12 protein-coding genes, 1 tRNA gene and 1 pseudogene are annotated in these 13,293 nt (G+C 66.0%); 6 read left to right on the top strand and 8 right to left on the bottom strand.

The annotated features are described in order from the left end of the window. Position 1: 1 nt before the first annotated feature. A complete protein-coding gene (locus K2O51_RS22295) occupies positions 2–2,101 on the bottom strand; it encodes an acetate--CoA ligase family protein (protein WP_011298070.1) in 2,100 nt (699 codons plus the stop codon). Next, positions 2,094–3,104 carry a Bug family tripartite tricarboxylate transporter substrate binding protein gene (locus K2O51_RS22300; protein ID WP_011298071.1) on the bottom strand — a complete coding sequence of 337 codons (1,011 nt, stop codon included), beginning with the start codon at positions 3,102–3,104 and terminating at the stop codon, positions 2,094–2,096. Before K2O51_RS22300 ends, K2O51_RS22295 begins: the two co-directional genes overlap by 8 nt. Before the next feature lie 140 nt (positions 3,105–3,244). Here K2O51_RS22300 and K2O51_RS22305 point away from each other — a divergent pair, with 140 nt between their 5' ends. Further along, entirely contained in the window at positions 3,245–4,165 is a 921-nt protein-coding gene (locus tag K2O51_RS22305; protein WP_041679628.1) for a LysR family transcriptional regulator, read from the top strand. 97 nt (positions 4,166–4,262) lie between these two features. Next, positions 4,263–4,799, top strand: coding sequence for a dihydrofolate reductase family protein (locus K2O51_RS22310; protein WP_041679972.1), 537 nt, complete (start codon positions 4,263–4,265; stop codon positions 4,797–4,799). Between the two features lie 12 nt (positions 4,800–4,811). Here the strand turns inward: K2O51_RS22310 and K2O51_RS22315 are convergent, their stop codons facing one another. Together K2O51_RS22315 and K2O51_RS22320 are read right to left on the bottom strand one after the other, a co-directional pair. After that, positions 4,812–4,973 carry a hypothetical protein gene (locus K2O51_RS22315; RefSeq protein ID WP_166487001.1) on the bottom strand — a complete coding sequence of 54 codons (162 nt, stop codon included), beginning with the start codon at positions 4,971–4,973 and terminating at the stop codon, positions 4,812–4,814. Continuing rightward, positions 4,970–5,309, bottom strand: a pseudogene (locus K2O51_RS22320) (helix-turn-helix domain-containing protein). Before K2O51_RS22320 ends, K2O51_RS22315 begins: the two are co-directional and overlap by 4 nt. Before the next feature lie 231 nt (positions 5,310–5,540). On the opposite strand from K2O51_RS22320, the gene K2O51_RS22325 reads away from it, so the two are divergent. The 3 genes from K2O51_RS22325 (at position 5,541) to K2O51_RS22335 (ending at position 8,297) form a co-directional block, all read left to right on the top strand. Then, positions 5,541–6,548 carry a tripartite tricarboxylate transporter substrate binding protein gene (locus tag K2O51_RS22325; RefSeq protein WP_011298075.1) on the top strand — a complete coding sequence of 336 codons (1,008 nt, stop codon included), beginning with the start codon at positions 5,541–5,543 and terminating at the stop codon, positions 6,546–6,548. 60 nt (positions 6,549–6,608) lie between these two features. Beyond that, a complete protein-coding gene (locus K2O51_RS22330) occupies positions 6,609–8,156 on the top strand; it encodes a class I adenylate-forming enzyme family protein (RefSeq protein WP_011298076.1) in 1,548 nt (515 codons plus the stop codon). Between the two features lie 64 nt (positions 8,157–8,220). Continuing rightward, positions 8,221–8,297 (top strand) — tRNA-Val (locus tag K2O51_RS22335). Positions 8,298–8,370: 73 nt separating this feature from the next. Here the strand turns inward: K2O51_RS22335 and K2O51_RS22340 are convergent. Continuing rightward, a complete protein-coding gene (locus K2O51_RS22340) occupies positions 8,371–8,982 on the bottom strand; it encodes a cysteine hydrolase family protein (protein ID WP_220630732.1) in 612 nt (203 codons plus the stop codon). Positions 8,983–9,066: 84 nt separating this feature from the next. Between K2O51_RS22340 and K2O51_RS22345 the strand changes: the two genes are divergently transcribed. Continuing rightward, entirely contained in the window at positions 9,067–9,912 is an 846-nt protein-coding gene (locus K2O51_RS22345; RefSeq protein WP_220630733.1) for a LysR family transcriptional regulator, read from the top strand. A 25-nt stretch (positions 9,913–9,937) separates the two neighbouring features. Here K2O51_RS22345 and K2O51_RS22350 read toward each other — a convergent pair whose 3' ends face one another. The 3 genes from K2O51_RS22350 to K2O51_RS22360 form a co-directional block, all read right to left on the bottom strand. Continuing rightward, positions 9,938–11,056: a CaiB/BaiF CoA transferase family protein gene (locus K2O51_RS22350; protein ID WP_049796463.1), complete on the bottom strand. Its 1,119-nt coding sequence runs from the start codon at positions 11,054–11,056 to the stop codon at positions 9,938–9,940. 72 nt (positions 11,057–11,128) lie between these two features. Beyond that, complete coding sequence (locus K2O51_RS22355; RefSeq protein WP_220630734.1) at positions 11,129–12,139, bottom strand: NADPH:quinone oxidoreductase family protein; 1,011 nt, start codon at positions 12,137–12,139, stop codon at positions 11,129–11,131. A gap of 18 nt (positions 12,140–12,157) precedes the next feature. Continuing rightward, entirely contained in the window at positions 12,158–13,159 is a 1,002-nt protein-coding gene (locus tag K2O51_RS22360; RefSeq protein WP_011298081.1) for a Bug family tripartite tricarboxylate transporter substrate binding protein, read from the bottom strand. Positions 13,160–13,293: the final 134 nt, after the last annotated feature.

A 13,293-nucleotide genomic window follows, 5' to 3' on the forward strand; every position in this document is an offset into this window, starting at 1 on the left:
GTCAGGCTCCTTGCAGTTCCACCACGGCGTCCACGGCCACCACGCCGTCGCCGGCGGCCATCACCATCAGCGGATTGATGTCCACCGACTTCAGCGTGCCGCGATGGCGCAGCGCCCAGTTGCCGAGCGCCACGGCCGACGCGGCAAGCGCATCGAGATCAAGTACAGGGATGTCCCGGTAGCCGTTGAACAGCGGCGCCAGCCTCAGCCGGGCACAGGCTGCCTTCACGTCGGCCATGGTGAACGGCGCCAGCAGCGTGACGACGTCCTTGCGCAGTTCCAGCAGCGTGCCGCCCTCGCCAATCATCACGAGCGGCCCGAACAGGGAATCGACCGATACGCCCAGCGCGAACTCATGGCGCCCCCTGACCATCGCCGCCACCACCACACGAGGGCTCGCGACACCAAGGCTGCGCAGCGCGGCCAGGCAGTCCTCCGCAGCCTGCGCCACGGCCGGCGCATCGGCCAGCCGCAAATGCACCAGTCCATGCTCGCTCTTGTGCGGCACCTCCGCCGCGCAGCCCTTGACCACCACCGCGCCGCCGCCGAGGGCGGCAAATGCCGCCACAGCTTCATCGGCATTCGCGCAGCAGCGGTACGGCACCACGGGCACGCCTGCCTCGCCCAGCAGCGTCAGGCTGCGCGCTTCGTCCTGCAAGCCGGTACCGTCCAGCGGTTGCAGTGCCGGCCACCCCGCTTGGGGCTCGACTTCGGGCTCTGCCGCCACTCCTGCCAGCCGCGCGTGGCCGGCGTACTGGGCCAGCGCCGCGACCGCATCCGCTTCGGTCACGAACGTCGGAACGCCGTGGCGCACGAATGCATCGCGCACGTTCTGCTGCGGCGCGCTGGCCACCAGCGGCTTGCCGAACCGGCTGCTGAACGCGGCGGCATCGCGCGCCAGCGCTTCGACATCGTAGCCAGGGCCGGCCACCGGTATGCCGACCATAAGCATGTCGGCCTGCGGGTCTGCGCCCAGTGTGTCGAGCACGCGCGGGAACATGTCGCCCTTGCCCATCAGCGCAGCGGTCATGTCGAGCGGATTGCCCGCGGTGCCGAACTCGGGAAGGATCGCACCGAGCCGGTCGAGCGTGGATGACTGCAGCGCCGCGAGCGGCAGGCCATGGCGTTCGGCCAGGTCGGCGGACATCACCCCGACGGCGCCGCTATGGCTCATCACCACAGTGCGGCCCTGTCCCGGCGCACGGCCTTGCAGGTAGAGCGGCACGGCACGCACCAGTTCGCCGATATCGCGCGCACGCCAGATGCCATGGCGGGCCAGGAAAGCGTCGATGGCTGCATCATTGCCCACCAGCGCACCCGTATGCGACGCCGCTGCGCGCGCGCCGTGCTGGCTGCTCCCCGCCTTGACGGCCACGATGCTCGCCCCGCGGCTGCGGGCCAGCGCGGCGGCCCGCGCCAGCGCCGCCGGGTCCGTGATCGATTCGAGGTACACCAGGATCAGCCGGATTTCCGGGTCGGCGGCCACGGCGGCGGTCATCGCGCAGGCATCCAGATCGGCGTCATTGCCGGTGGCCACCAGATAGCGCACGCCCAACCCGGCCTGGCGCAGCAACGCATACGGCATCACGCTGGCCGCGCCGCTCTGGCTGATGATGGCGATCGGCCCGTCCTGGGGCGTCACCTCCATGAACATCGTCGAGAAATTCAGCACCGCGCCGCTGGCGAAGTTGGCCGTGCCCTGCGCGTTCGGCCCCACCAGCCGCATGCCACCAGCATTTGCCGCGTCCACGAGTTGCTGCTGGCGCCGCCGCCCGGCCTCGCCGGTTTCCGCAAACCCGGACGCCATGATCACGGCCGCCTTCACGCCGGCATCGGCGCACAAGCGCACCTGTTCCAGCGTGGCGTCGCCTGATACCGCGATGACCGCGGCTTCGGGCGTTCTGCCGATGTCATGGAGTGTCGGATAGGCGCGATATCCCTGGATCGTCGTGCGGCCCGGGTTCACGGGGAACACCTCGCCCGCATAGCCGAAGTGGCGCATGTAATGGATCGGGCGGCCGCCGACCTTGTTGGGATTGTCCGACGCGCCAATCACGGCCACCGAGGCCGGCGCGAACAGCGCATGGAAGATCTCAGTCAAGGGTAGCTCCCGAAGCCTTCACCACAGGCGCCCACTTGCCGGCATCGTGCTGAATGAGTCTGGCGAAATCGGCGGACGTGCCGGGCATCGGACTGGCGCCCAGCGCGGAAAGCTGCTTCTGCACGTCGGCCTGGGCCAGCACCTTCTGCAGTTCGCCGTTGAGCCGCTGCACCGCATCGGGCGGAGTGCCCTTCGGCGCCGACAGGCCGAACCAGATCGTGACGTCAAACCCCGGCAGCCCGGATTCCGCGATGGTCGGCACCTTCGGCAGCGCATCGGAGCGCGCGGGGCCGGTCACGCCAAGCGCTTTCACCTTGCCCGAGCCGATGTACTGCACCTGGCTCGACACGGTGTCGAACATCATCGAGATGCGCCCGCCCAGCAGATCGGTAAATGCCGCCGCCGAGCCCTTGTACGGTACGTGGACGATGTCGACGCCTGCCATCGACTTGAACAGTTCGCCCGACAGATGATTCGAGCTGCCGTTGCCGGCCGATCCGAACGTCAGCGAACCGGGCTTCTGCTTCGCCAGCGCCACCAGTTCCCTCACGTTGCTGACCGGCAGGCTGTTCGGCACGACCAGCACGTTGGTCGTTGACGCCACCGAGCCCACGGCATCGAACCCCTTGACGGGATCAACCTTCAGCGAGCGATAGAGCGACGGATTGATCGCCATCGTGCCCGTGGTGGAAAACAACAGCGTATAGCCGTCGGGCGCCGAGGCGGCGACTGCCTCGGTGGCAATCGTGCCGCCGGCACCGCCCCGGTTATCCACTACCACGGGCTGGCCGAGCTGTTGCGACAGGTGCTGACCGATCAACCGAGCCATGGCATCCGTGGGCCCGCCGGCCGGAAACGGAACGATCAGGCGGATCGGCTTGATGGGATAGCTGGTGGCGGTGGCAGCACCGGCGACACCGCAAAGCATGAGCGGCGCAACGGCCATCAGCAGGGTGCGCAGCGACTGGCGCATGGAGCGCCCTATCGTCGAAAAACTTCGCATGTTGTCTCCATATCGTTTGAGCAACCCTTCTCTGCAGCGAAGGATGCACCCAGTGTATGGAGACTTCAGTTAGCGCAAAAGTGTATATTCTGCTATACCAGCTATCCACTTTATGGATAGATGACCATCAACCAGGCAAAGTGAACCTCAAGCAACTGGAAACCGTGGCCCTGGTGGCTGAACTGGGCTCGCTGTCGCGGGCGGCGCGCGCGCTGGGCACGGCGCAGTCGCTGGTCAGCCGCGCCATCGCGCAGATCGAAGCGGAATGGGGTGACCGGCTGTTCGAGCGCACGGGACGCGGCGTAGTCCTGTCCGAATTCGGCACGCGGATCTTTCCGGAGATCGAACTGCTGCTGGCCCAGTCGGCGCGCCTGCACGACGAAGTGCGCAACGCGGCGGGCGTGCCGGTCGGGATGGTGCGGATCGGCGTACTGCCGTCCATGACGCGCCGCCTGATTCCCGCTCTGTTCGCCGACCTGCGCGATACCGCGCCGGGGGTCCGGCTGCGTGTCGCGGAAGGCTTCAGCGGCCAGCTCGACGAACAGCTCGATTCCGGCCACCTCGACCTTGCGGTCATCAACCGCTATGGTCCAAGCCCGCGCCAGAACGAGGATGTACTCGCCACCGTGGCGAATTATCTGGTCAGCGCGCCGGGTCATCCGCTCACGGCAGGGCCTGCCGTCGATTTCCGACGGCTAGACGGGGTGCCACTGGTATTGCCGCCTGCGCCCAACGGGTTGCGCCTGATCCTGGACCAGCACGCACGGCAACAGGGCGTAGCGCTGGACGTTGCGCTGGAGGTCGAATCCCTGAACGCGATGAAGGAGGTTGCATTGTCAGGGCACGCCCTGACCATACTGCCGCAACTGGCCGTGGATGATGAAGTTGGCGCCGGGCGCCTCGCGGCCGCGGAAATCGTCAAGCCGCAACTGCCACGAGCCATCAGCCTGGGGGTCACGCAGCATCACCCGCTGTCTCGTGCGGCCAGGGTGGTACTGTCACGCCTGCATGACCTGGTCCCGCACGTAACGGCCCGCAACTGGTCAGGCAAGGCGAAGTAACGCTCGCCGCAAGGCCCGCATACGCGGGAAGCCCATGGCCATTGCAGCGGAGCCTGCACCGGCGAAGTTCGAATTCGACCGCAACGAGAGGAGACAAATGGTTTCAGGACACGTCTTTATTGCTACCAGCCTCGATGGCTATATTGCCCGCGCCGATGGCGACATCGGTTGGTTGCTCGAGCGGGACGATCCGGCCGAAGATCATGGCTACGCCGAGTTCATCGCCGACAAGGACATGATCGTGATGGGAAGGGGTAGCTTTGAAAAGGTCCTCACGATGGGCCCGTGGGCCTACGACAGGCCCGTGCTGGTTCTCTCGCGCCAATTGGCCGGGAAACCCGTGCCGGAACCGCTGCAGGGAAAGGTGCGGTTCTCTGATTGCGCCCCCAGGGACGCAATGGCGGAACTCGCTGCGGAAGGCGCGCATCGCGTGTATGTCGATGGCGGCCAGGTGGTCCAGTCATTTCTGCGCGAGGGATTGATCACCGATCTTGTCGTCACCACAGTGCCCGTGCTGATCGGCACCGGCAGGCCATTGTTCGGCGCCTTGCCGCGCGACGTGGATCTGGCGCTCGAGTCGAGCCGGCACTTTCCGTCAGGTTTGGTGCAATCGAAGTACAGGGTGCTGGGCTGATGGCGAAAGCCTTCATCTCGACATCATCTTCACCATGTCAGCAATGACGGTAAAACGAATCACACGCAAGCAGGCCAGTTCCCAGATCCGTTCCGGTGCATATTCGAATGACCAGATGTCCCGCTCGTCGCGCAACGTGCCCACCGGTGCGCCATTGATGCTGTTCGCGATCAATCATGCCCGTCCTTTGCTGACCGCTCCGATGCAATCTGTGCCGAGGTCTGACGTCGCTTGCCGCGCGCCCGCCGCTGTTGCAGCTTGTCGCGTTCGATAGAAACCAGCGGCGTGGCTGCCTCAGGCACATCTACCAAGACACGTACGCCAAGCCCGCTCAAGACTTGGAACAGCTTGCCCCACTGGATGCCCTCGGCGCCGTTTTCGACACGAACCATGAAGTTCTCGCTGACGCCTATCGCCCCCGCAGTGTCGTCCTGGCGAAGACCACCCGCCTTGCGCGCGGGCCCTCACAGGGGCGCCGATGTCGGAGGCGTCGTTGACTTGTATCTGCACAAAAATCTCCCTGATCGCAAAGATTCGAGCTTACACGGGCATCCAAAACGCAAAATCTCCCTGAACGCCACGATTTTGCTGAGGCCACACCCCGGCCAAACCCTCCCTTAGCCATTCCCGAATTCCCCTCCTCGCGCGCGCGATTTAAGGTTTCCGACACAAGTGCCCCACGCTCCACGCGCGGAGGCGCCCCGGCCTTCGGCCGGCACAAGAACACTGAAGGAGACAGCGATGAACACGCTTTCACGCACCGCTCAGCAGCGCCGTGCCTGGCTGCTGGCATCTGGCCTGGCATTCGCCGCGGCCGCCACGCTCGGCCATGTTGGACTGGCCAGGGCCGAGACCTGGCCTTCCCGCCCGATCCAGTTGCTGATCCCCTATCCGCCTGGCGGCAGCGCCGATCTGCTGGCGCGCCCCGTGGCGGCGAAGCTGCAGGAGCGCCTGGGCCAGCCGGTGGTGCTGGACTACCGCCCTGGCGCCGGCGGCACCATTGCCACCCAGATGCTCGCGCGCGCCAAACCCGACGGCAACACGCTGATCATGGTGCTGGCCGCGCATGCGATCAATGCGAGCCTGTATCCGAAGCTGCCGTATGACACGCGGAAGGACTTCGCGCCGGTCTCGCTGGTGGCGAACCTGCCGATGATCCTGGCGGGCAGCAGTTCGCTGCGCGCCAACACGGTGCCGGAGCTGATTGCCCAGGCCAAGGCGTCGCCCGGCAAGCTCACGTTCGCATCGGCCGGCAACGGCAACACGGGCCATCTCGCGGGCGAGTTGTTCGATTCGGTCGCGGGCATCAAGATGACGCACGTGCCGTACAAGGGCAGCGCGCAGGTCGTGACAGCGATGCTGTCGGGCGAGGTCCAGCTGACGTTTGACAGCATCTCGACCACGCTGCCGCATGTACGCAGCGGCAAGGTGCGTGCGCTGGCGGTGACCGGCACCAAGCGTGCCGCCATCGCCCCCGACGTGCCGACGCTGGCAGAGGTCGGCGTGCCCGGCATCAACATCACGGGCTGGTATGCCGTGCTCGCGCCGGCCGGCACGCCCGCGCCGGTCGTCGACCGGCTCAGCCGCGAGATTGCGACTGTGCTGAAGGAACCGGAACTGAAGGCCAATCTGGCATCCAATGGCTATGAGCCCGTGGGCTCCACGCCGGATGCACTGCGTTCGCATATCGATGCCGAGATCACGCGCTGGAGCAAGGTCGTCAAGGACTCCGGCGCACAGGTACAGTAAGCCCTTCTTGCTTTGAATTTCCCATCGCTGGCGGAACGAAGCTCCGCCGGCCTGCATGCCATGACCGACACCTCCATCATGCAACGCCCCTTCACCAGCATGTCCGCGCTTGTGCGCGGCCACGCTGCGAGCCAGCCCGCCCATGCCGCCCTCGTGCATGGCGAGCGATCGATGTCCTATGGCGAACTCGATGCCATCATGACCCGCATCGGCGCCGCGCTTCAGCGCGATGGCGTTCAGGCCGGCGGCACGATCGCAATCTGTGCGACGTCGTCCATCGAATACGCAGCGGTGTACCTTGGCGCGATCCGCGCTGGCGTGGTCGTCGCCCCGCTAGCGCCGTCGTCGACCGCCCAGAGCCTGGCCGGCATGGTGGCCGATGCAGGCGCAAGCATTTTCTTCGTCGATGCGGCGGTCGCTGAAGCGCTCCAGTCCGTGCTGCCGCAGCTCGGGGCCACGCGCCTTGTGACGCTCGACAACAGCGCCGCGGGGCAGACCTTCCAGTCGTGGCTGGCGCCGGCCAGCGCACCGTTTGACGAACCGGAAGTGCGGCCGGAACTGCCGCTCAACATCATCTACTCATCCGGCACGACCGGCGTGCCCAAGGGCATTGTGCAATCGCACGGCATGCGCTGGGCGCACGTGTCGCGCGGCGCGATGACGGGTTACGGCACCGATGCCGTCACGCTGCTCTCCACCCCGCTCTATTCGAACACCACGCTCGCGAGTTTCTTTCCGACGATCGGGCTCGGCGGCACGGCCGTGCTGATGTCGAAGTTCGATGCCGGCAAGTACCTGGAGCTCGCCCAGCGCTACCGCGTCACGCACACGATGCTGGTGCCCGTGCAATACCAGCGCCTGATGGCCCACCCGGATTTCGACAATTACGACCTGTCGAGCTACAAGCGCAAGTTCTGCACGAGCGCACCGTTCAGCGCGGCCCTCAAGGCAGAAGTGGTGCGCCGCTGGCCCGGCAAACTGACCGAGTTGTATGGCATGACCGAAGGCGGCGGTGGCTGCCTGCTGCACGCGGACGAGTTCCCTGACAAGCTGCATACGGTCGGCCGCCCGGCGCCGGGCGCGGACGTGCGCATCATCGACGAGAACGGCAAGGAACTGCCACCCGGCAGCACCGGCGAAGTGGTCGGACGTTCAGGCGCGATGATGAACGGCTACCACAACTTGCCGGACAAGTCGGCTGAAATCGAATGGCACGATGCCGAAGGCAACCGCTTTATCCGCACGGGCGACATCGGCCGCTTCGACGAGGATGGCTTCCTCGTGCTGATGGACCGCATGAAGGACGTGATCATCTCCGGCGGCTTCAACATCTATCCGAGCGATATCGAGGCCGTGGTGCGTACGCATGAGGCTGTGGCGGATGTTTCCGTAGTCGGCGTTCCGTCGGAAAGCTGGGGGGAGACGCCGGTCGGCTTTATCGCACTGCGCGATGGGCATGATGTCACCGCGCAGGCCGTGCTCGCCTGGGCCAACGAGCGTCTTGGCAAGACGCAGCGGCTGAGCGCATTGCACGTGGTCGACAGCCTGCCGCGCAGCGCGATCGGCAAGGTGCTCAAGCGCGAACTGCGGGACCGCATTACCACCTGAGCGAAAAACTTTTCCAAAACACTTGCACAGCCGCAAAGGCATCCCTATAATCTGCGGCTTCGCTAGGCTCGTAGCTCAGCTGGTTAGAGCACCACCTTGACATGGTGGGGGTCGTTGGTTCGAGTCCAATCGAGCCTACCAACGCACAAAGCAGACACGGACGGTCGCCACTTCGGCACCGTCCGTTTTTGTTTTTGGTGCCGTCTTTTGCGACTCAGGCCTTCCAGACCGATGCATCGGGCACGACCGTCGCAAAGCGGTCGTGCAGCGCGGCCAGCGTGACGCGCTGCAATTCCGCTGCGCTCAGCGGTGCGCCACCCAGCGGATCAGGCAGGTCGCGCGTGGCGCACGCGTTGGCCACGAGCGTGACCCGATAGCCGTGATCCAGTGCAGAGCGCACCGTCGCGCTGATGCACATATGCGTCTGGAAGCCGGCCACGATCAGCTCCTTGCGGCCCAGCGCCGCCAGCTTCGCGGCCAGGTCTGTGCCGGCAAAGCTGTTGGGCAGGTGCTTGGCCACGGTCTGCTCGCCGGCCTGCGGCGTCAGCCCCTCGATGAACGCCACATACGGACCTTCCGGGTCAAAGGCGCCGCCCTTCCCTTTGCCGTGATGCATTACGTGGATCACCGGCGTTCCATGCTGCCGCGCCAGCGCAAGCAGATCGGCACAAGCGGCCACGGCTTCGGGCATGCCGACGAGCGGCAGCACGCCATCAATGTATTCGCGCTGATGATCGACCAGAACCAGCACCGAATCCTCCCAAGGGGAGGGCTTGCGGCTGGCGCCAACGGCATCGAGCAGGGTCACGGGCGTAGCGGTAGTCATGTCGGAACTCCGGGTGAACAAGTTGTGCAGGCATCGTAGAGCACGCTATGCTGTGCGCCAATTACCCACTCACACACAGCCGCTGTGCAAAAACGTACAGTCTCGTGGGACGACCTGCTGACCCTGTCCACGCTGATTCGCGCCGGCAGCTATTCGGCCTGCGCGCGCGAACTCGATATCACCCACGCCACCGCGATCCGGCGCATTCGCCGTCTCGAAGAGGCACTCGGCAAGCCCGTTGCCACGCGTTCTGAAGGCGCTTTCGAACTGACCTCGGCAGGCCGCAGCGCACTCACCGCAGCGCGGCAGATGGAGCAATCGGCCGGCCGGTTGCTGCGCGAGATCGAAGGCGCGGGCAGCGGCGTGTCGGGCGTGGTGCGTATTGCCGCGACTGCCGCGCTCGGCAGCCACTTCCTGACACCGCGCTTGCCGGACCTGTATGCCGCGCATCCCGATATCGTGGTCCGACTCGAACTCGATGACCGCGTGGCAAGCCTTGCGCGGCGCCACGCGCATCTGGCCATACGGCTCGCGCGCCCCAAGGAAGACGATGTTGTGGCCCAGCGCGTCGGCACCGTGCGTTTTGGGCTCTATGGGTCTGCCAGCGTGCCCATGGACGACAGCACGCCGTTGTGCGCCTTGCTCGACGAAGGCTATGACATTCCCGAGGCCACCTGGCCGCTGCATGCGAAGCGACGCATTGCCTTCCACGCCAACAATATGCTCGCCATCTGCGAAGGCGTGCGCGCCGGCCTTGGCACTGCCCTGCTGCCCCACTATGTGGCCCGCGAGGATGCGGGACTGCGATTACTTCACGAAGTGCCCGAGGTCATGCGCGAAATCTGGCTGGCCTATCCGACAGAGTTCCGCGGCGCATCGCGCTTCCGGCCGGTGATCGAGTGGCTGGCCGATACGCTGTCCCAGTGTTGAGGACGCTCGGCCAGCCGGTGTGCCACTAGGCGTCGGCAACGCCAAATTCGGCAAGCACCGATGCCGTGTGTTCGCCGAGCAAAGGTGCCGTCCCATGCGGATGGACGGTTCCGGCGAACCCCGGCAAATTCGCCCACGGCAGCTCGCCAAGGCCGGCCTGTGAAACGTTGCCGAATACGCCAGCCTGCGTGCATTGCTCGCTCACCCGCAACTCGCGTGGCCGGCTTACGCGTGCGAAAAGCACATCATGCTCCGTAAAGATCGACTCCCAGTACGCCAGCGGCTTCTGCGCCAGCGCGGCGCCCAACCGTTGGCATAGCTCGGCCGTACGCGGCAGGCGGCCCGCGCTCGTGCGCAGATCCGGATCGGCCAGCCAGTCATCAAACCCGAGAACGGAGGCCAGACGCGTGAACATCGCGTCATTGAGCATGCTGACGTAGAGCGGGCCATCCGCAGCCTGGAACATGCCCGTCGGCGCATTCGCGGCGGCAAACTCTGCGTCGGGAAACATCGCATCGTCCACCAGCAGATACGACTGCAACGCCGCGCTCGCCTCCAGCAGCGACATCTGCACGTGCCGCCCCTTGCCGCTGCGTGCCGCGCGGAACAGCGCAGCCGATGCATGCTGTGCCGCGTACAGGCCCGTGCTCAGGTCCACCAGGAAGAAGCCGATGCGGCGCGGTTGGCCGGTGGCGTCGCGGTTCACATGCATCAGGCCGCTGAAGGCCTGGATGGTCGTATCGACCGCAGGCAAGCCCGCGAGCGGGCCATCCTGACCGTAGCCCGTGATCGAGACATAGACCAGCGCAGGGTTGCGCGCCGACAGCGCTTCATAGCCGACACCCATGCGCTCGGCCACGCCGGGGCGATAGTTTTGAATGACCACGTCGGCCTGCTCCGCGAGCTTGCGCAGCGCGGCCTTGCCTGATTCGGTGCGCGTATCGAGCACCACGCTCTCCTTGCCGGCGTTGTAGGCAATGGCGATCGCAGTCTGCCCTTCACGCACGCGGCCCATCTGGCGGCCCCAGTCGCCAGCGGGCGGTTCCACCTTGATCACGCGCGCGCCCTGCTGGCGCAGGATCAGCCCGCAATACGGACCGGCAATGCCCTGACTCAGGTCCAGCACGGTCAGGCCGGCCAGCATGGCTTCATCGTCGGCCACAGGTGTCTTGTTCAAGTCTGTCTCCCGTTGTTCTTTGATGCCCCTGCCGCCCCGTCAGGGCATGTCGAGCATGACCTTGCCGATCGCGCGGCGCGACATGGTGGTGTCGACGGCCTCGAGCCACTGGTGCAGGCCGAAATGCTGCAGGACCGGCTTCGGCATCTCGCGGTTCGCCACGGCATGCATGATCTTGCCGACCACGTCCTGCACCTGCGGCGCGAACCGGCTGCGCTCGTCGGTCAGCCCCCAGCCGATGTAGTAGCCGTAGTTGAAGCCGATCACCGACAGGTTCTTCACGAGCAGCAGGTTGGCCGGCACCTCGGGAATGCGTCCGCCGGCATAGCCGATCGACAGCAGGCGGCCACCCGGCGCCGCACAGCGCAGCGAGGCATCGAACAGATCGCCGCCGACGGGATCGAATACGACGTCCACGCCGCCGGCAGGGCACAGCGCCTTCACTTCGGCCGCCAGCGATTGCGGATCAGACGACAACGCATGCGCAGCGCCGTTGTGCAACGCTGCCTCGCGCTTGGCTTCCGTGCTGGCCGTCGCAATCACGCGCGCCCCCATCAGCCGTCCTACCTGCACGGCCGCCGTCCCCAGCGAACCGCTTGCGCCGTGAACAAGCATGGTCTCGCCCGGCTGCAGCACCGCGCGCCACGCCAGCGCGGCCCAGACGGTGCCGTAGGTGACTGGCAACGCCGCGGCACTCGCCAGGTCCAGCGCATCGGGCACCGGGTACACGGTATCGGCGGTGGTCACGACTTCCTGCGCAAACCCGCCCCAGTCCAATGCGGCGGCTACGCGCTGTCCGGGCCGAAGACGCGTCACATCGGGCGCCACCTCAATGATCTCCCCTGCCGCCTCCGTGCCCGGCGTGAACGGCAGCGGTGGCTTGCGCTGGTACTTGCCTGACACGAACAGGCTCAGCGCAAAGCCCACGCCCGCATGCCGCACACGGATGCGCACCTGCCCCGGCGCCAACGGACGCCGTGCGATACGCTGCAGTTCCAGTTCGCTCCAGTGACACCAGCGCGAGCACACCAGCCCAAGGTAATCGCCCATACCGCGCTCAAGCCTCCTTCATTCCATCGCGATGCCGACATCGCGGATGATGCGGCTCCATTTGTCCTGGTCGCTCTTCAAGACTGCCGCGAACGCCTCGGGCGAATTGCCGACGGGCTCGAGATTCAGGTCCTTCATCTTCTTTGCGATCTCGGGCATGCGCACGATGCGAGCAACCTCGCGCGACAGCGCATCGACGCGCGCCTTGGGCACGCCAGCCGGGAACATCAGGCCCATCCACGCATCGGGCTCGAAGCCCTTGTAGCCGGCTTCGCGGAAAGTCGGGACGTTCGGCAGCAATGCTGAACGTTCGGCGCCGGCCAGCGCGACGGGGATGATCTTCCCGCTTTGCAGCAGCGACATGGCCGTACCGACCGGCACCAGGCCGATCTTCACGTGGCCGGCTGCCAAATCCGTGACGAGCGGCGCGCCGCCTTTGTAAGCGACGTGCGTCATGTCGAGCCCGGCTTCCCGCTTGAACAGTTCGCCGAGGATATGGCCCGTGGTGCCGGCGCCATACGACCCATACGGATACTTGCCTGGATTGGCCTTGACCAGCGCGACCACGTCCTTGAGCGTGCGCGCCGGGAAATCCGAGGACACCGCGAGCACGGTGTAAGAGATGGCCACCTCGCTGACCGGCGCGAAGTCCGCGATCGGGTCATAGCCGATGCGCTGGTATAGCGACGGGTTCTGGACGTGAGCGGTGAACGTGAGCAGCACGGTGTAGCCGTCCTTCTCCGCACGCGCCACGTATTTGGTACCCGTGGTCGTGCCGGCGCCCGGCTTGTTCTCGACGATCACGGGCTGGTTCCACGTCCTCGTGAGCTCCTGCCCGATCAGCCGCGCCGCGGCGTCGTTGACGTTGCCGGCCACGGACGGCACCACGATGGTCAGCGGCCGAGACGGATAGGGCTCCGTCTCGGCTGCCATCGCGGCGGTCCCGGTCACGGCGCTCAGCACGATGCCCAGCAAGGCGGCACGCAGCCGCACGCCGCATGTGGCGAATTGGTTCTGCATTGGCTTGTCTCCTGTGTGTGGCGCCTGTTTGCGGCATGCATGGCCTGTCAGCGCCTTGGCCGCAGTCTAGGGCAGCCGCCCGCGCTCCGTGATTCCCGCGAGTACCGGCGCGATTCCCGGCAGGAATGGACAAC

The organism is Cupriavidus pinatubonensis (genome assembly GCF_019602855.1).
GTDB lineage: Bacteria > Pseudomonadota > Gammaproteobacteria > Burkholderiales > Burkholderiaceae > Cupriavidus > Cupriavidus pinatubonensis.